Here is a 19,904-nt window from a genome sequence, read left to right on the forward strand (position 1 = left end):
GCGCTCAGAGAAAACAATAAACGAAGTAGTATATATACCTACATAGGAAGGAGCCAGACAGGTGAAACGAGTATACAGCATATGTCTTTCAACTATGGTCTCGTTTATTTTATTATTTCCTAACATGAGTTTTGCAAAGACAACAGTAGGAACAAAAATGCCTTCATCTGTTTTAAATATTTCAAAAGACAATACATTTCCAAATGATGCGCAAGATCTGCCACGTTTACAACCAAGTAAATTTGCTCAAGAGCTATTGAAAACGGCTAATATTAAAATTGAAAATCCAGACTTAATTCGGATGTTTAATGAAACGACAATTTCAAATGCGCCACTTGCAGTAGGGTATCGGGCAAAAATTTATTTAGGTCAATGGGCCTTACATTATGAATCAGTAGACACATCGATTAATTGGGAATATAAACAAGTGAATCGAAATGTGTATGATAATCGCGGAGGAGACCGTTTATATCCACTTCGCTATAAGCAAGAAACACAAAAGACGGTTGAAGGCGATTTAACAGCAGATATGAAAGATGCTGCAGATGTGAAAAAAATGATGCTTCTCAAAGCACTTGAAAAAGTACAATTACCTCTTTCGTTTAAGACAACTATTGGTTATGGTACTGGGCATGAGCGTGTGTATAATATTAGTCCGAGTCAACTTGGATATTTATACGCTTATACACCAGCAGTAAATGAAAAGGGAAAAGTAACATTTGGAGAAGTGTATCTTGTATTAAAGGGAAATCAAAAAAGACTTGTTGTGAAAAATATTACTTCTCAAGGAATTGGAGCGGCAATTCCAATTCATGATCATTTGTTTTTTAAATTTATTTCTTCTTCTCACTCGCAATAACATAAAAAACGTCAGCTTATAAGCTGACGTTTTTTTTATAATGTAATGTTTGCTGTTTTTGATAAGAAATCTTCTGTCGGATAGTAGCTGTTTTTTACAAGAACATTTGGTCCAAGACATTTTACTGCAGGACAGTGGCAGCTTAATGATTTTGCTGTTTTTGAAGTGCTCCATTTTTCATACGCTTCTTGTAATGTGTTTGTTTGTATGTTTCCTAGAAGTGGAACATCACCAAAGTCCGTCACAATAATATTTCCATCGAAAATATTTACATTTAAACGAGAACGGCCATCTGGATCATTACGAACAGTTACATTTTTGCTCTCTTGCAATTTTTTAAATGTAGCTATGTCTTTTTCGTCATCGCTACAAGCATAGAAAGGTAAAGTTCCAAATAGCATCCATACATTTTCATCGCGAATTTCTAGTAAATGTTCAATCGCATCACGAATTTCAGCTTTTGTTAAAATCTCTAGATTACTCGCGAAGTCACTTGGATACATTGGATGAACTTCATGACGTTTACAGCCCATCTCTTCGACGATTTGGCGGTGAATATGTTCAATATGTGGTAGAGTTCTTTTGTTTAGCATTGTTTCGGCCGATACAAGTACACCTGCATCTGATAGAGCCTTACTATTTGTAATCATTCTTTCAAATAATTTTGCACGTTGTTCGTAAGTAGGCTTACGCTCCATCATTGCAAATCCGCCTTCAACGAAGTCATCAATTGTTCCCCAGTTATGAGATATATGCAATACGTCTAAATAAGGAATAATCTGTTCGTAACGTGCTAAATCTATAGTTAAGTTAGAGTTGATTTGAGTGCGAACGCCTCGTTCATCGGCATATTTTAAGAGTGGTGTTACATAGTTGTCGACGGATTTTTTTGAAAGCATAGGTTCGCCGCCAGTAATACTTAAAGAACGTAAATGAGGAATCTCATCTAATCGTTTTAATAAAAGATCCATCGGAAGCGGATTTGGGTCTTTCGGCTGTAACGTGTAACCAACAGCGCAATGCTCACAGCGCATGTTGCATAACGTCGTCGTTGTAAATTCAACATTTGTTAATAGTAGTTTGCCGTACTCTTCAAGGTCCATATACGCTTCCCATGGATCGTAAGAAGGAGTAATCGGCTTCATTTTTTGTGATATCGTCATATGAAATACTCCTTTGACTATTGAAATAACAATTTGTCCATTCTCTATAATAGAAGAATATGTGCTTTTTATAAAGTGAAACTTTTTAGCATGGAAAGAGAGAGGGCTTACATTATAGTGGATGACTGTGACAAAATTGATGAAATTTCATGCCCATAGCAATCGTTTTTGCGGTATAATAAAAGCAACTCGAATTAAAAGGAGAGTGCCTTCATGGGAAAAGCAATTCAAGATAAAGATACACAATTAGTATATTTAAAAGAACGTTTAAATATGTTCATTGAAGTAATTGATACAATTGAACCTGAAGAAGTAGAATTAGAAGATGTAGATCGTCTTCTTGCAATGTTAGATGAATTAGAATTAAAATGTGAGCAATTTAAAAAAGACGAATAATATATTAAAAAGGCTACCAATTCCAATTTGGTAGCCTTTTTCTGTTCGGGTAATAGAAGGACGATAGAAAAAGAGGTATAATCAAGTTGTGAAAAATTTCATTTATGCTCTAATAGCGTGAAACAAATAAATAGCTAAAGAGCATAACAATTGAATTTTCAGCTCATAACGTTTTGGTAGCGTTCACAATTGAGGGGGAAGTAACAATGGAAAAGCTTCAAGAAAGCATGTATCAACTAATTGTTGAAACGTCAACGAACTTACCGAAAGATGTTCGTCGTGCGATTCAACAAGCGAAAGAGCGAGAAAATGCAGGGACTCGTTCTGCGATGGCACTTGGCACAATTACAAATAATATTAAAATGGCTGATGATAACATCTCGCCGATTTGCCAAGATACAGGGATGCCAACGTTTAAAATTTATACACCAGTTGGTGTGAATCAATTAAAGTTGAAGGAAGCTATCTATAATGCGCTTGAGCGGGCGACAAAAGATGGTAAACTTCGTCCCAATTCTGTTGATTCTCTTTTTGGAGATAATAGTGGAAATAATTTAGGACCAGGTACACCGGTGATTAAGTTTGAACAATGGGAAAAAGATTATATTGATGCACGTTTAATCCTAAAAGGTGGTGGCTGTGAGAATAAAAATATTCAATATAGCTTACCGTGTGAACTAGAAGGACTTGGACGAGCTGGCCGTGATTTAGAAGGGATTCGTAAATGCCTTCTTCATGCAGTATATCAAGCACAAGGGCAAGGATGTAGCGCTGGTGTAATTGGTGTTGGTATCGGGGGAGACCGCACATCAGGTTATGAATTGGCAAAAAATCAATTATTCCGTACATTAGATGATGTCAATCCAGTACCAGAGTTACAACATCTTGAAGAGTACGTATTAGAAAATGCGAATAAGCTTGGCATTGGTACGATGGGATTTGGCGGAGAAACAACTTTACTTGGTTGTAAAATTGGCGTCTATAATCGTTTGCCAGCTAGTTTCTATGTATCTGTTGCGTATAATTGCTGGGCATATCGTCGCCTTGGTGTGAAAATCCATCCTGAAACAGGAGACATTATGGATTGGCTATATCAAGAAGGTGAAGATACACTTCAGCATGAAGTACAAGAAAAAACAGAGCAACGTGAGATTGTATTACAAGCACCAATTACAGAAGAGCAAATTCGTGAACTTCGCGTTGGTGATGTTGTAACAATTAATGGCATGATGTATACAGGTCGTGACGCAATCCATAAGCATTTAATGGATAATGATTGTCCAGTAGATTTAAATGGACAAATTATTTACCACTGTGGTCCAGTTGTTGTGAAAGATGAAAATGACAATTGGCAAATTAAAGCGGCAGGTCCAACGACAAGTATTCGTGAAGAACCGTACCAAGGCGATATTATGAAGAAATTCGGTATTCGCGCTGTCATTGGAAAAGGCGGTATGGGTGCGAAAACATTAGCGGCTTTAGAAGAACACGGCGGTGTATATTTAAACGCAATCGGTGGTGCAGCGCAATATTATGCTGAATGTATTAAAGAAGTGAAAGATGTTGATTTCTTACAATTTGGTATTCCGGAAGCAATGTGGCATTTACGTATCGACGGGTTTAAAGCAGTTGTAACGATGGACTCTCATGGTAATAGCTTACATGCAGATGTTGATAAAACATCACTTGAAAAATTAGCTAGCTTTAAAGAGCCAGTATTTAAGTAAATAAAAAATGCATCTCGAATGATTCGAGATGCATTTTTTTGGTATATATAGAAAAACATGTTCAGCATGAAAGAATGTGTAGCAACAGAAACTACAAGTACGATTATATATGGAAAGGAGACTATTTATGAAATATAAATGGTTATATATCGGTCTCATTTTTTCAATTATGATGGCACTTGTTCCAGTTTCAGCACTGGCTTATACAAATACTCCACATAACTGGGGAATCCCGCGTCCTAAAAATGAAACAGTACCAGATGCAGGAAAGTTATATACAGATTTACTACAAAAAAATGGCGGGTTTTATTTAGGAGATACGAAGAAAAAAGATATTTATTTAACATTTGATAATGGATATGAGAATGGATACACAGGGAAAATATTAGATGTATTAAAAGAGAAAAAAGTACCAGCAACTTTCTTTGTAACGGGGCATTACATTAAAACACAAAAAGATTTATTGTTAAGAATGAAGGATGAAGGACATATTATTGGAAACCATTCTTGGAGTCATCCTGATTTTACAGCGGTAAATGATGAGAAACTTCGTGAAGAATTAACAAGTGTAACGGAAGAAATTAAAAAAGTAACTGGGCAAAAAGAAGTGAAATATGTACGTCCTCCGCGCGGTGTATTTAGTGAAAGAACGTTAGCTCTTACGAAAGAAATGGGCTATTATAATGTATTTTGGTCACTTGCATTTTTGGATTGGAAAGTGGATCAGCAAAGAGGATGGCAATATGCGCATAATAATGTTATGACGATGATTCATCCAGGATCTATTTTATTACTTCATGCAATATCAAAAGATAATGCAGAAGCACTTGCGAAAATCATTGATGATTTGCGCGAGAAAGGGTATCATTTTAAAAGTCTAGATGACTTAGTAAAAGGCAATCAACCGTAAGCATGTATGCTTACGGTTTTCTCATGCTATAATGATGTGTAAAAAGGATGGGGAAACGTATGTGGAGCGAACATGTTACGTTAGAGTATCCGTATCATTTTGAAGAAGTATTAAAACGTTTATCTTTTGATCCTCTTAACGTCATTCAATTAGATGAGAAAGTTATTTATATCCCGCTTTGTATAGACGAGGAACAGGTTGTTGTTCGCTTACAAGGGATTGGTACTGTTCAAAATCCACAGTTTTGGATTTCTAGTCAGATAGGAGATCCAGAGAAAGTCATGAAACGAATGAGGGCCATTTTTCATTGGAATGAACCGTTTCAAGATATACAAAATCATTTTTTAAACACATCATTACGTCCACTATTTGAAACATATGCTTATACTCCAATTATTTTAGAATTTGATTATTTTGCTTGTCTGCTTCGCTGTATCATTCACCAACAAATAAATTTGAAATTTGCTACTGTGTTAACAGAACAATTTGTGAAACGGTATGGAACAGAGAAGAACGGTGTATTCTTTTTCCCCACTCCGGAAATAGTAGCAAATATTTCAATAGAAGAATTGAGAGAGCAGAAGTTTAGTCAGCGAAAGGCTGAATATATAGTAGGATTAGGTCGAAGTATTGTCAGTGGTACATTAAATTTAGCGAGTATAGAAAATGGGACGGAAGAAGACATTTCAGCACAATTGTTGCCAATTAGGGGAATTGGTGCATGGACAGTGCAAAACTTTTTAATGTTTGGGCTTGGACGGAAAAATATGTTCCCGAAAGCGGACATTGGGATTCAGCGTGCAGTGCAAGGTATATTTCAATTAGATGATAAACCTGATGATGCATTTTTAGAAAAAGTGAAACAAGAGTGTGAACCATACTGCAGTTATGCAGCGTTATATTTATGGAAAAGTATAGAGTAGAGGTGTAATAATGATACAAAAGCAACATGAGAGTAAGTTGGAAGTTGGTCAAACGTTTCCTGTGACAATTAAACGTCTTGGGATTAACGGAGAAGGCGTTGGTTATTTTAAGAGACAAGTTGTTTTTATTCCAGGGGCATTACCAGGAGAAGAAGTTGTTGCAGAAACAACGAAAATTCAGCGTGGCTTCGCTGAAGCGAAAGTGAAAAAAGTTCGTAAAGCTTCACCGCATCGTGTGAAAGCACCGTGTCCAGTATATGAGGAGTGTGGCGGTTGTCAGCTGCAACATTTAGATTATAAAGAACAATTGAATCAAAAGCGTGATATCGTTGTACAAGCATTTGAGAAGTACATGAAAAATAGTATGGAAGAGAAAATTCGCCCAACGCTTGGCATGGAAAATCCATGGCATTATCGTAATAAGAGTCAATTACAAGTGGGGCGTAAAGACGAAAAGGTTATTACAGGGCTGTATAAACAAAGCTCACATCAGTTAATTGATATCGCTCACTGTATGATTCAACATAAAGCAACGAATGAAGCGACAAAAGTTGTAAGACGTATTTTAGAAAAATTAAATGTTTCTATTTACAATGAGAAAAAACAAAAAGGTTTAGTACGCACAATTGTAACACGTACTGCAGTTCAAACAGGGGAAGTACAAGTTACACTTATTACAACAAAAGAAGAATTACCAAATAAAGAACAATTTATTGCAGAAGTACAAAAACAGATGCCAGCGGTTAAATCAATTATGCAAAATGTAAACTGGCGTAAAACATCTGTTATTTTTGGCGACAAAACATTTAAATTAGCTGGAAAAGAAGTCATTCAAGAAACACTTGGCGATTTATCATTTGAATTATCAGCACGTGCATTCTTCCAGTTGAATCCAGAGCAAACAGTTGTTTTGTATAATGAAGCGAAAAAAGCAGCTGCGTTAACAGGAAACGAGAAGATTGTGGATGCATACTGTGGTGTTGGTACAATCGGTCTTTGGCTTGCAAATGATGCAGCGGAAGTACGTGGTATGGATGTAATTCCAGAAGCAATTGCAGATGCAAGAAAAAATGCAAAGCGTCACGGATTTACAAATACGAAATATGAAGCAGGTAAAGCTGAACAATGGTTACCGAAATGGGTAAAAGAAGGATGGCGTCCAGATGTAATTGTTGTCGACCCACCACGTACAGGTTGCGATGATAAATTACTGGAAACAATTTTAAAAGTGAAGCCGAAACAAGTTGTGTACGTGTCTTGTAATCCTTCTTCATTAGCACGTGATGTACAAGCATTAATGAAGAGCTATGAAGTGGAGTATGTGCAACCAGTTGATATGTTCCCGCATACAGCTCACGTAGAAAATGTAGTGAAGCTTGTTAGAAAGTAAAGTTTATTAATATTCCCTCATGGTATGAGGGAATATTTTCTATGAAGGAGAATATTATGCATAATTATAAATTAACGATTCAGTACGACGGCGCACGTTTTAAAGGATGGCAACGTCTCGGTAATAACGATAATACAATTCAAGGAAAAATCGAAAGTGTCATATCTGAAATGGTCGGAAAAGAAATTGAAATTATCGGTTGTAGTAGAACAGACGCTGGTGTACATGCTTTGAATCAAGTTGCTAACTTTCAAAGTGATGAGAAGTTAGTGGAACATAAAGTGAAAAAATATTTAAATCAATATTTACCTAACGATATTAGCATTACGAATGTGGAAGAAGTACATGATCGTTTCCATGCTCGTTACAATTCTAAAGCAAAAACATATCTGTATAAAATTTGGAATGAAGAGCATACAAATCCATTTATGCGTAAATACAGCATGCATGTGAATAAAAAATTAAATGTGAAAAGCATGAAAGCAGCTGCAAAACATTTAGTTGGTTCACATGACTTTACTGCTTTTTCAAATGCGAAATCAAAGAAAAAATCTATGGTTCGAGAAGTATATACACTTGATGTGATGGAAGAGGCAGGGTTTGTACAAATTAGAGTAAGTGGTAACGGCTTCCTTCATAATATGGTAAGAAAAATTGTCGGGGCATTAATTGAAGTTGGATTAGGACAATTAGATGCTGAAGCAATTCCAAACATTTTAGAGGAAAAGCAGCGCAATCAAATTAATTGTCTTGCTGAGGCAAGTGGGTTGTATTTAGAGAATGTTGAGTTTTAATGGCAAATAAAAAAATCGGGCTAAGTAGCTCGATTTTTTTAGTATTAAGAAGATTTTTCGTTTTTTATACGTATCTTCAAATTCCAAAAAGCAGCAAGCATAATAGCTGCAAAGGAGCCAAAAATTGTTCCTAATAGCTTTGCATAAGGAGAGCTGCTTACATCGGCATTAATGAATAACATCATACAGAGCATGACAGGGAAAAAGTATAAGTATTGTAATAACTTTAATTTTTTATCATTACTCATATATATAGCCCCTTTCTAGCATGTTATATGTTTATTATAACATATTTTACCAAGTCATTTTTACACTTGGAGACATGTTTATTTCATATGTGTAAATGCAGTTTTTTAATTCGATATTGTAAGTTTTGCCTACTTAATCCTAAAAATTTTGCAGCTTGTGAGATGTTGCCATGATTCTCTTTAAGAATTTGATTAATGTAGTTCTTTTCCATTTTTTCTATTGTGTGTTTTAAAGTTTTAGGTGCATCAGTATTGTGAGTAGTTAGTGCATGTTGCATATTGAATTCTGTTTTTATTCGTTCGCGAAAGCGAGTAGGAAGATGAAACGCTGTAATGATGGTTTCATCTTCTATCAAGTTCATGGAACCTTCAATTATATGTTCCAACTCCCGTACGTTTCCAGGCCAATCGTATGCATAGAAAAATTCTCTTACATTTACATCTACATCGGTTACGTTGAGCCCGAATTGAGTATTATATTTTTCAATAAAGTGCTGAACAAGAGCTGGAATATCTTCTTTTCTTTCACGTAAAGGCGGAAGACATAAAGTAACGACGCTTAATCGGTAATATAAGTCTTCTCTTAATCGATTATGTGCGATGGCTTCAAAGGGATCTTCATTGATAGTTGCTATAATGCGAACATCAATTTCTTTTTCGTGTGTACCTCCGATTCTTCGTATTGTTTTTTCTTGTATAGCCCGCAGCAACTTAGCTTGAAGTATTGGGCTTAATGAATTGATTTCATCTAATAACAAAGTTCCTCCGTTTGCTTCTTCGAATAAGCCTGATTTATCTATTGCTCCTGTAAAGGCACCTCGATTTGTGCCAAATAGTAGGCTTTCCATTAAGGTATCAGGTATAGCGGCACAGTTTTGTGAAATAAAGGGTTTTGTTGAACGCTGACTTTCATTATGGATGCTTTGTGCAAATAGTTCTTTACCAGTGCCTGTTTCTCCTACTAGAAGTATGGAGGATGATGTACGAATTACTCTTTTTCCTTCTGTAATGATTGATTGAATGGCTTCAGAATCACCAATTATGTGATCAAAGGTAAATTTAGTGCTTTGTTTTCGAGAAGGACCTATTTTTATCGTTTGCTTTAAGTTACTAATTTCTTTTGATATTTCAATAGCGCCTTTAATTTTTCCATTTTCTATTATAGGGAAAGTATCGTTAATCGTTGTAATTTCTTGTCCTTTATTGTTAAAATACGTTTGTTTTATATTTTTCTTTGTTTTTCCAAATTTTAATGCCTCTATAAGAGTACTATTTTTATTTTCCTCAAATGCGAATACTTCTAAAGGACTTTTATATAGCACATCTGAGCGCTCCATTGATTCAATTTCCATCATTTTGCGGTTATAGATAATCGTCTTACTTTCCTCATTAATAATATGAATTCCGATGTCGAGTTCATTGAGTAAAGTTTCATATAGCATATTCATTTCAATGATCTGTTTTAAATTAATTTCTTCTGTACGCATAGATTATCTTCTCCTCATTCCACCCTATGAAGACTGACTTTTTATAATTTTATTAAAATTCTTATAAAATCGCAAAAATTTTTTGCTATTTTCCTTTTAAAATCTCTGAAATGATAGAAAAATTTTGCGGTTATGAAGTTTTTTTTTTGAGAAACCTTCATTTTAAATAGGAATTGGAGATTGGTACGCATTTTGCATAAATAATAATTGATATATCTAAAGGAGGGATATGCAACGTTTCAGTACCAACTAATAAGAAGGAGGAGTGTATAAAGTGAAGACGGTTATAGAATGCGTGTATAGTCCTTGTTACGGGAAAGTAGAGAAGTTATTTGTTACGGAAAGTTCTTACGTATATGAGTGGGAGAAATTAGCATTAATTGAAACAATAGATAAACAGAAAGTAGAAATTAAGATAGGGATCAGTGGTTATATTGAATCATTAGAAGTAGTAGAAGGACAAGCTATTGCTGATCAAAAGTTATTAATAACAGTAAGGGATGACCTTTTAGTAACAGGCAGTGATTAATGTAAGTGACGTGTATTTTTGCTCTTTTAAATCATTATTTTTACGGTGAATAATTTTAAAAACGCTTACATTAAATGGGTTTACAAAGTGAAAAGGGGGGATTTATATGATGAATCAAAATCAAGGATTAAAAAGAGAATTGAAAAGCAGGCACATATTTATGATTGCACTTGGAGGCGTTATTGGTACCGGTCTTTTTTTAGGATCTGGGTATACAATTCATGAAGCTGGGCCTGGAGGAGCGATTGTAGCATATCTTGTTGGAGGATTTGTTATGTATTTAACGATGCTCTGTCTCGGAGAGTTAGCTGTTGCAATGCCTGACGCAGGATCTTATCAAACGTATGCGACAAAGCATATTTCTCCTGCAGCAGGTTATGTAGTTGGATGGATGTCATGGTTAAACTGGTCAGCTACGATAGGGATTGAACTAATTGCAGTTAGTATTTTAATGAAACGATGGTTTCCTGATGTACCTTCATGGATTTGGTGCGTAGTGTTTGCGGTACTCCTCTTTGCTATTAATGCGTTATCTTCAAGAAGTTTTGCGGAAGTTGAATTTTGGTTTGCAAGTATTAAAGTAATTACGATTATTGCATTTATTATTTTAGGCGGGGCAGCAATGTTTGGTTTTCTAGATATGAAAGGAAATGAACCAGCGCCGATGTTCTCTAGTTTTACTGATTATGGTGGATTGTTCCCCAATGGATTATCAGCCATTTTAATTACGATGATTGCAGTTAATTTTTCTTTCCAAGGAACAGAATTAGTTGGTATTGCAGCAGGTGAGAGTGAAAATCCAGAGAAAACAATCCCGAAGGCAATTAACAATACAGTTTGGCGTATACTTGTTTTCTTTGTACTATCTATTTTTATTCTTGCTGGACTATTCCCTTGGCAGCAAGCGGGAGTAATTGAAAGTCCATTTGTAGTTGTATTTGATAAAATTGGTATTCCTTATGCAGCAGATATTATAAATTTTGTTATCATTACAGCAGTGCTATCCGTTGCGAATTCAGGGTTATATGCAACTTCTCGTATGCTATGGTCTATGTCTAATCAAGGAATGATTAGTCCGATTTTTGGTAAGTTATCTAAAAACGGTGTTCCTATTTATGCATTGATTGTAAGTACAATTGTAGGTTGCCTTTCATTACTATCAGGTATTTATGCGGAAGATACAGTTTATTTATGGCTACTTTCTATTGCCGGGTTCGGGGCGATATTAGTTTGGGCATCTATTGCTCTATCTAACTTATTAGCTAGAAGGTCATACATAAAGCAGGGCGGGGATGTGAAAGAATTGAAATTTAAAACACCATTGTATCCATTTGTACCACTTCTTGCGTTAGTATTAAATTTAACAGTAATCGTTGGAATGGCCTTTATTCCAGAACAAAGAATGGCATTGTATTGTGGTATTCCATTTATGATTGTTTGTTTACTGTTTTACCGTGCGACAAGAAATAAGGCACGTAAAGTAGAACATATTGAAAAGACAAATACGACGGAAGTAGAGAGCTTATAATATGAATTAATTTGGAGACTGTAAGATTTGTAAACAGTCTCTTTTTTTGTGAAAATAAAGCTGGAAACATACTATGTATGCAAAGGGGAATTAGCGATGAATCCAGAAGTTTCGCAGTTGTTAAAACAAATAGATTCAAGGAAAGAGGAATTGTTAGAACTTACAAAAACATTAATTCGTTTTGAAACACCAGCACCACCAGCGAGAAATACAAATGAAGCGCAAGAATTTGTTGCAGATTTTTTAAGAAAACGAAATTTTAGTATTGATAAATGGGATGTATATCCGAATGATCCGAACGTTGTCGGAGTTAAAAAAGGAATAAAAAGTGACTCATATAAAAGTCTTATTATTAATGGTCATATGGATGTAGCTGAAGTGTCAGCAGATGAGGCGTGGGAAACGAATCCATTTGATCCATTTATAAAAGATGGCTGGTTAGTTGGACGTGGCGCAGCAGATATGAAAGGTGGGCTGGCTGGAGCGCTATTTGCCATTCAACTTTTACAAGAAGCTGGTATTGAATTACCTGGAGATTTAATCTTTCAATCCGTAATTGGAGAAGAAGTTGGAGAGGCAGGTACACTTCAATGCTGCAGGCGAGGTTACGATGCTGATTTTGCAGTAGTAGTGGATACGAGCGATTTACATATGCAAGGACAAGGCGGTGTCATTACTGGATGGATTACAGTGAAAAGTCCGCAAACGTTTCATGATGCAACGCGCAGACAAATGATCCATGCTGGAGGATGTTTATTTGGAGCGAGTGCGATTGAAAAAATGATGAAAATTGTGCAAAGTTTACAAGAATTAGAGCGCCACTGGGCAGTTATGAAAACATATGAAGGCTATCCATCTGGAACAACAACAATTAATCCAGCTGTTATTGAGGGTGGAAGACATGCAGCTTTTATTGCGGATGAGTGCCGGTTATGGATAACAGTGCACTTTTATCCGAATGAAACACATGAACAAATAATAAAAGAAATTGAAGAGTATATTGGAAAGGTGGCAGTTGCCGATCCATGGTTAAGTGAAAATCCGCCACAATTTAAGTGGGGCGGAGAATCAATGATTGTGGATCGTGGCGAAATTTTCCCTTCTTTAGAAATAGATAGTGAACATACAGCTGTAAAAACGCTTAGCTCAGTACATGAATCAATTCTTTCTAAAAATGCAATTTTAGATATGTCTGCAACGGTAACGGATGGTGGTTGGTTTAGTGAATTTCATATTCCAGCGATTATATATGGACCAGGTACATTAGAAGAAGCACATTCTGTAAATGAGAAAGTTGAAGTTGAACAGTTAATTGAATTTACAAAAGTGATAACAGCATTTATATATGAATGGTGCCACACGAAAAAATAGATTTGTACAGTAAAATCGTACGAGTATGTATACTTGTACGATTTTTTATTGAACTATTTCAGTGTTGAATATAAACAACTGAAATAGTTCTTTATTTTTCTATGTCTTTCGTTTCATTTCAATTAATTTCTCTTTCGCTAATTCAACGGCAATCGCATCATCTAAATAGCCAATTGGAAAGAGATAGTCGGGAATAATATCTGTCGATAATATGAAATAAAGTAATGCGCTCCCAAGAACTGCACGTTCTTCTTTTGAAATGGTTTCATTACAAAATTGTTGATACATATCTGTTAATTGTTCAATAAAAGGACCAGCACTATCAATTTGCTCTAATTTGCTTGCAAAACTGTCATGAATACGTTTTTCGCCTTCTGTTGTCTGGGCATAGCGTTCGTAATTTTCGAGTTCTTGTTTTACGCGAGTTGTAGTGTAATCGAAATCGAATAAGTTAGAGGATTGTAAAGTTTGCTGAATGGTATCAAGAGATGTGTACATATCCGTCTTTTCTTTATTAATGTGAGGAGAATCAGGATACATTTCATCAAATAACAATTGGGGTGGAACTTGCAGACATTCTGCAAATTTTTGTAGGTGTTTTTGTTTTGGCGGTTGTTTACCATTCATAATTCTTGAGATTGTTGCGGGATCAATATTTGTAAGCATTCCGAGTTGGCGCATAGATAAGGCACGTTCTTTTAAAAGTTTTTTTATTAATCTACTAAGCCGCTCATTTGGATTTTCTTTAGGCATAGCGAAGGCACTCCTTTTTATTGTTGAAAAAATGTTGAGCATTTATTACATGTATATGAAACAGACAGGCACAGTTGCTCAACATTTTCATAAGATGCATGGAAAAGTGAGGAAAAGGGGTGGCTATTTATGAGTACGGCAGGTCTATTTTCAATTTTTTTAATCGGGATTGCTTCTAATTTAGATAATGCAGGTGTTGGGATTGCATATGGCATTCGTAAAATTAGAATTTCGTGGTTCAACAATTTTATCATCGCATTTTTTGGGTTTTTATTTACTTTATTAGCTGGATTTTTTGGGAACTGGATTGCGTTATTTATTTCAGAGTTTACAGCAAACCTGATTGGAGCAATCGTTTTAGGGATAATCGGGGTGTTTATTTTGTGCCAGCCTTTCTTGGGGCAAAGAAATACCGTAGGCTCTAAAGATGGTAATGTACTTATGGGAATTTTACGTGATCCAGAAAAAGCAGATTTTGATGGTTCTAAAACAATTAGTTTTTCAGAAGCAATTGTATTAGGGATTGCGTTGTCTATTAATAATATTGCAGGTGGATTTGATGCTGGAGTAACAAACCTGAACCTTTGGGTTACAGCAACTATTTCAGGGGTGTTTAGTTTTATTTGTATTAGTAGTTTTGCGTATGTAGGGAAACGATTTTTAGCAGAATACTTAGGAAAGTGGGCGACAGTTATCGCAGGAGTGTTATTAATTCTTATTGGGATTGATCAGTTGTTGTAAGGAGAGTAGAAAACAAGGTTCGAGTATTTCCTTGGAAATACAGCAAGAGATTGCATATATCGACGTACTTTTCTCCATACTAATACGGATTTCTTTTAAGAAAGGGGGATTTGTATGGGACGCGGGAAAGCATTTGATCATAAGAAAAAAGGGCATGATCATCAACCACCTAAAGGTGCGTTCATTCATAAAGATGTAAATGAACATACTTTGGAAGAGGAAGAGCTACCAGTAAATATTGAGGCGTATAAAAATAGTTTAAAAAAACATTAAAAGCACCTACATAGGTGCTTTTTTACCGTATATCTTCAATTAATTGTTCCGATTCTTCATGCATACTGTACTCACTTAATACTTGAATGCAAAGCCACTTTAATTCCTCAATCGTATGCTCAAGTTCTTCGGGAAGCACATGATAAATGTCTTCAAGTCCCATCCCGAAATGAATAAGTTCAAGTACTTGATCATCGATGTTCCGGTCCATTAATAATTCAAGTACTTCTAAATTGAATATGTATCGGTGAGCTTCGTCGAGTGAAACAACTTTTAACTTCAAGCTTTCTACAATACTCAATATAAAAAGAAGGATTGTTTTTTCAAGAACAGGTTGTTTTCCCATTTGAAATATTAGTTTCATCTTTCACACCTCCACATATAGCGCTAGGTTGTACTATATTATTCGGGAGGGGGGAACAAATATGCATGATATAGAGAAACTTTCAGCACTGTTTTTGTAAGAGTATTGATAACTGACAAAAGGGAGGTTTTGGCGAAATAAAAAATCCTGCTAGTATAGCAGGATAACTCGCGATTAAAAAATGCTCCAACCTTCTTGAGCAGAAAGAAGTTCAAGAATTTTAAAACCAGCAATACTATTTCCGTTTGCATCTAAAGCTGGTCCGAAAATACCGATTCCCATGTCTCCTTTTACGCAGCCAAAAATACCACCGGCTACACCACTTTTTGCAGGAATACCAACACGAATTGCAAATTCACCAGATTCGTTATACATACCACATGTGACCATAAATGTTTTGCAAATTTTTGTAATATGCTTAGGGATAATTTGTTTTTTCTTATATGGGTCATATCCATCCATTGCAAAAATTAAGCCGATACGTGCTAAATCGATGCAGTTTACTTCAACTGCGCATTGACGAGTATATAAATCCATAAGTTCTTCAATATCACAATCGATAATTCCGTTTTGTTTCATATAATAACAAAGTGAACGGTTTAGATAAGCTGTCTCTAATTCTGAATCGGCAACTTTAGAGGAATAATTAATAGTAGGATTATCTGTTATTTCACGTACAAAGTGAAGAATACGTTCCATTTTTTCCTCGTTATCTTTTCCTGCTAACATGCTTGTAATAGCTAATGCTCCTGCATTTATCATTGGATTAAGGGGTTTGGACGGACTTGTCGTTTCTAACTTAATAATAGAATTAAATGGGTCACCCGTTGGTTCCATTCCAACTTTAGAAAATACATATTCTTCACCACGGTCTAAAAGGGCAAGGGCAAGTGTAATTACTTTGGAAATACTTTGAAGAGTAAATAGTGTTTGTGAGTTGCCTGCATGGATATATTCTGTTTCTTTATGGAAAATGGCAATCCCTAAATCGTCTGGATTTGCATTTCCTAGTTCGGGGATATAAGTAGCAAGTTTGCCTTTTTTCGTATATGGTTTTACTTGTTCTAACAACTGTTGTAAGTTGTTTGTTTCAATGCACTGCATAGTACCAACGCTCCTATTTTGAATTAACTAAGTTTACTTTTCCCGATATGCTCGGAAATAAATAATAACATGAAAAAGTGGAATGATAAAACGAAAGTTCAATGTGATATAATAGGTCTTTCGTTTCGAGTATTCTGTATTTTAAAAAGGAGAATTTTCCTTTTATATAACAGTTTGGAAATAGGAGATTTATCCATAAAAAGTTCAGAAATAAAAACTACACATCTATACAACTATATGTTATTATGGTTATGTAATAGAAAGCGTTTTCTAAAGCGTACTTATAATGATAACGATTTCATAAATTTGATTAGGGGGAATTAAAATGTTGCAGTTTTTACAACGTATTGGTAAAGCTTTAATGCTTCCAATCGCAGTACTACCAGCAGCAGGATTATTGCTTCGTTTAGGGCAACCAGATGTATTTGATATTCCTGTTATGGCACAGGCCGGCGCAGCAGTTTTTGATAACTTGGCACTTATTTTTGCAATTGGTATTGCAATCGGTCTTTCAGTGGATGGTAGTGGTGCAGCAGGTCTTGCAGGTGCAATTGGTTATCTTGTTATGAAAAATAGTATTGATGCACTTAGCAAAGGGTATTCAACTGCTGAATTACAAGGTAAATTAGGTAAAGTTCAAGATTTAATAGGTAATAGCGCAAATGTAGATCCATCTAAGCTTGCGGATACAATGACACAAGTATCTAAGGCTGCTGAATTATCGACTAAAGTAGATATGAAAGTTTTAGGTGGTATTATTGTTGGTGTTATAGCAGGACTTCTTTATAATAAATTCCATAAGATTAAACTTCCAGAATGGTTAGGTTTCTTTGCTGGAAAACGTTTCGTTCCAATTGTTACATCAGTTGTGATGCTAATATTAGGAATTCTATTTGCACAAATTTGGCCAACAATTCAAAATGGTATTGATGCATTAGCTCATGGAATTGTTAATTTAGGTGCAATTGGTTCAGGATTATTTGGTTTATTAAACCGTTTATTAATCCCAATTGGTTTACACCACGTAATGAACACATACTTCTGGTTTGTATTTGGAGACTTTACAAATGCAGCAGGTAATGTTGTTAATGGTGATATTGCTCGTTTCCTTGCAGGTGACAAAACAGCAGGTATGTTTATGACTGGTTTCTTCCCAGTTATGATGTTCGGTTTACCAGCAGCATGTTTCGCAATGATTGCAGCTGCTAAACCAGAAAAGCGTAAAGCAGTTACTGGTATGTTAGCTGGTCTAGCATTAACTTCATTCTTAACTGGTATTACAGAGCCTATTGAATTCTCATTCATGTTCTTATCACCAGTATTATATGGTATTCATGCTGTACTAACAGGTCTTTCTTTATTCATTACAACATCACTTGGCATTCATGATGGTTTCTCATTTAGTGCCGGTGCAATCGATTATGCTTTAAACTTCGGTATTGCAACAAAACCAGTCTTACTAGCAGGTATCGGTTTAATTTACGCAGCAATTTATTTCGTAGTATTCTACTTCTTAATTAAGAAGTTCGATTTAAAAACTCCTGGTCGTGAAGATGACGATGAGTTAGTTGAAGATGGTGATGCACCAGTTGCAGGTTCAATTGGTGAAACTTACGTAGCAGCTCTAGGCGGAAAAGAAAACTTAACAGTTATTGATAACTGTGCAACACGTCTACGCTTACAAGTAAAAGATGCTGGTCAAGTAAATGAAGCAGCATTAAAACGTGCTGGTGCAAAAGGTGTTATGAAATTAAGTAATACTAGTGTACAAGTTATCGTAGGTACAAATGTTGAATCTGTTGCCGATGATATGAAAAAACACGTATAAATAATGAGATTAGAGGATATTCAAAAAGATTGATAATATCAATTTTTTAGAGGATATCCTCTTTTTTTGTTAATAATTTAACGGGAATCTTACTTTTGTAAATTTTCTTTTTCTTTTTTGTACATATAGGTTGGTAATATGTGCAGTGCGTGATAAAGTAGGGATGATATAGAATGGATTATCCATAATCTACTAAAATAAATCTTTAGTAGAGGAATTAAATTATTGGTGAGTAAGGGGAAAAAAGCAATTATGGATCAGGAAAAAAATAATGCGAATGGGAAAGCACATCGGCCGATGGTATACATAAAAAGAACAATCATTCTCGTCTTACTATTATCACTTGTATATTTCATGTATACAAAAATTGTTGCGCACAATAAGAAAGAAGAAACTTTAAAAGCGGCAGCAGAAATGAAGAAACAAGAAGAGCTAAAAAAGAAAGAAGAAAAAAAGAAACAAGAAGTACAGAAGCAAAAACAAAAAGAGCAGGAAGAACAAGTGAAGCAAGCGCAAGCTGCGGAACAGCCTGCTGAAGGACCACCTCAAGAAATTAATGAAAACGCTCAATTGGACCAGTATTTAAAAAACGCAGGATTTAGTGGGACGGCTGTTATTGTGAAGAATGGAAAAGTTCTTTTGAATAAAGGGTACGGTATGGCAAATAAAGAGCAGCAAGTACCGAATAATTCAGAGACGACTTTTTATATTGGTTCTATTTCAAAGGCGTTTGTAGCAACTGCTATTATGCAGTTGAAAGATCAAAATAAATTGCAAGTAGAAGATACTGTTGCGAAGTATATTCCAAATTTCCCACAAGGTAATAGTATTCAGCTAAAACATCTATTAACACATACATCAGGGATTCCCGAATATGAGCAGGGAAAAGAAGATATTTCTCATGAAGAACTGATAAAGCGGATAGGTAATCAAAAGCGTATTGGTGGTCCAGGAGAGAAGTGGAAGTATTCCGATTCGAACTACTCTATACTTGCATACATTGCCGAGAAGGTAAGTGGGCAGTCACTCGAAGAATATATTAAACAACATATTTTTGCCACTGCCGGTATGAAACATTCTGGCTTTGGCACAGCGTTAGAACAAACAAGATTCCCATCAACGGGTTATAAAATAGTAAATAATAATATGACAACACCTAATATTCCAAGCATGTCACAACTTTATGGTTGTGGTGATATATATACGAGTGCACATGATTTATATTTATTTAATGAGGCGTTATACTCTGGAAAATTAATTTCAAAAGAGAGTTACGATCAAATGTTTACGGGTGGAAAAAAGGATTACGGGTTTGGATGGTACGTAGACCCAGGAAGCTATTCGAATCATGGTGTAATGCCAGGTTGGAATTGCTTAAACGGATTTAGTAAAAATGGCAGTGTATATGTTGTTTTATTATCTAACATTCAAAATAATATTAAATCATTTGGTAAAGTGAATAATGACATTTATTCGATATTGCGGAATATTGAAGTGTAAGAAACTATCCTTTTGG

20 protein-coding genes and 1 pseudogene are annotated in these 19,904 nt (G+C 35.3%); 15 read left to right on the forward strand and 6 right to left on the reverse strand.

Going from position 1 to position 19,904, the window contains the following annotated elements:
- Positions 1-61: 61 nt before the first annotated feature.
- Positions 62-859, forward strand: coding sequence for a YfkD famly protein (locus V7S45_RS02435; protein ID WP_002083605.1), 798 nt, complete (start codon positions 62-64; stop codon positions 857-859).
- A 35-nt stretch (positions 860-894) separates the two neighbouring features.
- Here V7S45_RS02435 and yfkAB read toward each other — a convergent pair whose 3' ends face one another.
- Positions 895-2,022, reverse strand: coding sequence for a radical SAM/CxCxxxxC motif protein YfkAB (yfkAB, locus tag V7S45_RS02440; protein ID WP_088346430.1), 1,128 nt, complete (start codon positions 2,020-2,022; stop codon positions 895-897).
- A gap of 213 nt (positions 2,023-2,235) precedes the next feature.
- Here yfkAB and V7S45_RS02445 point away from each other — a divergent pair, with 213 nt between their 5' ends.
- The 6 genes from V7S45_RS02445 to truA all read left to right on the forward strand — a co-directional run bounded on the left by V7S45_RS02445 (position 2,236) and on the right by truA (position 8,162).
- Positions 2,236-2,418, forward strand: a complete 183-nt coding sequence (locus tag V7S45_RS02445) for an SE1561 family protein (protein WP_000513558.1) — start codon at positions 2,236-2,238, stop codon at positions 2,416-2,418.
- A 206-nt stretch (positions 2,419-2,624) separates the two neighbouring features.
- A complete protein-coding gene (fumA, locus tag V7S45_RS02450; protein ID WP_000413523.1) occupies positions 2,625-4,145 on the forward strand; it encodes a class I fumarate hydratase in 1,521 nt (506 codons plus the stop codon).
- A 127-nt stretch (positions 4,146-4,272) separates the two neighbouring features.
- Positions 4,273-5,055: a delta-lactam-biosynthetic de-N-acetylase gene (gene pdaA, locus V7S45_RS02455; protein WP_000875956.1), complete on the forward strand. Its 783-nt coding sequence runs from the start codon at positions 4,273-4,275 to the stop codon at positions 5,053-5,055.
- Positions 5,056-5,114: 59 nt separating this feature from the next.
- On the forward strand, positions 5,115-5,978 hold the full coding sequence (locus tag V7S45_RS02460; protein WP_342761642.1) for a DNA-3-methyladenine glycosylase: 864 nt from the start codon (positions 5,115-5,117) through the stop codon (positions 5,976-5,978).
- A 10-nt stretch (positions 5,979-5,988) separates the two neighbouring features.
- Complete coding sequence (gene rlmD / locus V7S45_RS02465) at positions 5,989-7,368, forward strand: 23S rRNA (uracil(1939)-C(5))-methyltransferase RlmD (protein ID WP_025687068.1); 1,380 nt, start codon at positions 5,989-5,991, stop codon at positions 7,366-7,368.
- Positions 7,369-7,424: 56 nt separating this feature from the next.
- Positions 7,425-8,162, forward strand: coding sequence for a tRNA pseudouridine(38-40) synthase TruA (gene truA / locus V7S45_RS02470; protein ID WP_000553118.1), 738 nt, complete (start codon positions 7,425-7,427; stop codon positions 8,160-8,162).
- 44 nt (positions 8,163-8,206) lie between these two features.
- On the opposite strand, the gene V7S45_RS02475 is transcribed toward truA, so the two are convergent.
- A complete protein-coding gene (locus V7S45_RS02475) occupies positions 8,207-8,410 on the reverse strand; it encodes a hypothetical protein (protein WP_025687069.1) in 204 nt (67 codons plus the stop codon).
- 83 nt (positions 8,411-8,493) lie between these two features.
- Positions 8,494-9,897 carry a sigma 54-interacting transcriptional regulator gene (locus V7S45_RS02480; RefSeq protein ID WP_001258445.1) on the reverse strand — a complete coding sequence of 468 codons (1,404 nt, stop codon included), beginning with the start codon at positions 9,895-9,897 and terminating at the stop codon, positions 8,494-8,496.
- 274 nt (positions 9,898-10,171) lie between these two features.
- Between V7S45_RS02480 and V7S45_RS02485 the strand changes: the two genes are divergently transcribed.
- The 3 genes from V7S45_RS02485 (at position 10,172) to V7S45_RS02495 (ending at position 13,325) form a co-directional block, all read left to right on the forward strand.
- Positions 10,172-10,426 carry a biotin/lipoyl-containing protein gene (locus V7S45_RS02485; RefSeq protein ID WP_000859480.1) on the forward strand — a complete coding sequence of 85 codons (255 nt, stop codon included), beginning with the start codon at positions 10,172-10,174 and terminating at the stop codon, positions 10,424-10,426.
- Between the two features lie 106 nt (positions 10,427-10,532).
- Positions 10,533-11,954, forward strand: a complete 1,422-nt coding sequence (locus V7S45_RS02490) for an amino acid permease (RefSeq protein WP_000981865.1) — start codon at positions 10,533-10,535, stop codon at positions 11,952-11,954.
- A gap of 96 nt (positions 11,955-12,050) precedes the next feature.
- Positions 12,051-13,325, forward strand: coding sequence for an acetylornithine deacetylase (locus V7S45_RS02495; protein WP_025687070.1), 1,275 nt, complete (start codon positions 12,051-12,053; stop codon positions 13,323-13,325).
- A 99-nt stretch (positions 13,326-13,424) separates the two neighbouring features.
- Here V7S45_RS02495 and V7S45_RS02500 read toward each other — a convergent pair whose 3' ends face one another.
- Entirely contained in the window at positions 13,425-14,078 is a 654-nt protein-coding gene (locus V7S45_RS02500) for a helix-turn-helix domain-containing protein (RefSeq protein WP_025687072.1), read from the reverse strand.
- Between the two features lie 129 nt (positions 14,079-14,207).
- Here V7S45_RS02500 and ytaF point away from each other — a divergent pair, with 129 nt between their 5' ends.
- Complete coding sequence (gene ytaF / locus V7S45_RS02505; RefSeq protein WP_025687073.1) at positions 14,208-14,819, forward strand: sporulation membrane protein YtaF; 612 nt, start codon at positions 14,208-14,210, stop codon at positions 14,817-14,819.
- 114 nt (positions 14,820-14,933) lie between these two features.
- The gene (locus tag V7S45_RS02510; protein ID WP_000532409.1) at positions 14,934-15,092 is read left to right on the forward strand and encodes a hypothetical protein; all 159 of its coding nucleotides are present in this window, start codon (positions 14,934-14,936) and stop codon (positions 15,090-15,092) included.
- A 22-nt stretch (positions 15,093-15,114) separates the two neighbouring features.
- Here the strand turns inward: V7S45_RS02510 and V7S45_RS02515 are convergent, their stop codons facing one another.
- Both V7S45_RS02515 and glsA read right to left on the reverse strand, forming a co-directional pair.
- Entirely contained in the window at positions 15,115-15,456 is a 342-nt protein-coding gene (locus tag V7S45_RS02515; protein WP_000766604.1) for a DUF3969 family protein, read from the reverse strand.
- A 174-nt stretch (positions 15,457-15,630) separates the two neighbouring features.
- Positions 15,631-16,560: a glutaminase A gene (gene glsA / locus V7S45_RS02520; RefSeq protein ID WP_001149850.1), complete on the reverse strand. Its 930-nt coding sequence runs from the start codon at positions 16,558-16,560 to the stop codon at positions 15,631-15,633.
- 69 nt (positions 16,561-16,629) lie between these two features.
- On the opposite strand from glsA, the pseudogene V7S45_RS02525 reads away from it, so the two are divergent.
- The 3 genes and pseudogenes from V7S45_RS02525 (at position 16,630) to V7S45_RS02535 (ending at position 19,888) form a co-directional block, all read left to right on the forward strand.
- Positions 16,630-16,744, forward strand: a pseudogene (locus tag V7S45_RS02525) (transcriptional regulator).
- A 141-nt stretch (positions 16,745-16,885) separates the two neighbouring features.
- Positions 16,886-18,388, forward strand: coding sequence for an N-acetylglucosamine-specific PTS transporter subunit IIBC (gene nagE, locus V7S45_RS02530; protein WP_025687074.1), 1,503 nt, complete (start codon positions 16,886-16,888; stop codon positions 18,386-18,388).
- A 252-nt stretch (positions 18,389-18,640) separates the two neighbouring features.
- Positions 18,641-19,888 carry a serine hydrolase domain-containing protein gene (locus tag V7S45_RS02535; RefSeq protein WP_088346426.1) on the forward strand — a complete coding sequence of 416 codons (1,248 nt, stop codon included), beginning with the start codon at positions 18,641-18,643 and terminating at the stop codon, positions 19,886-19,888.
- Positions 19,889-19,904 lie beyond the last annotated feature (16 nt).

The organism is Bacillus sp. BR3(2024) (assembly GCF_039134555.1).
Taxonomy (GTDB): domain Bacteria; phylum Bacillota; class Bacilli; order Bacillales; family Bacillaceae_G; genus Bacillus_A; species Bacillus_A cereus.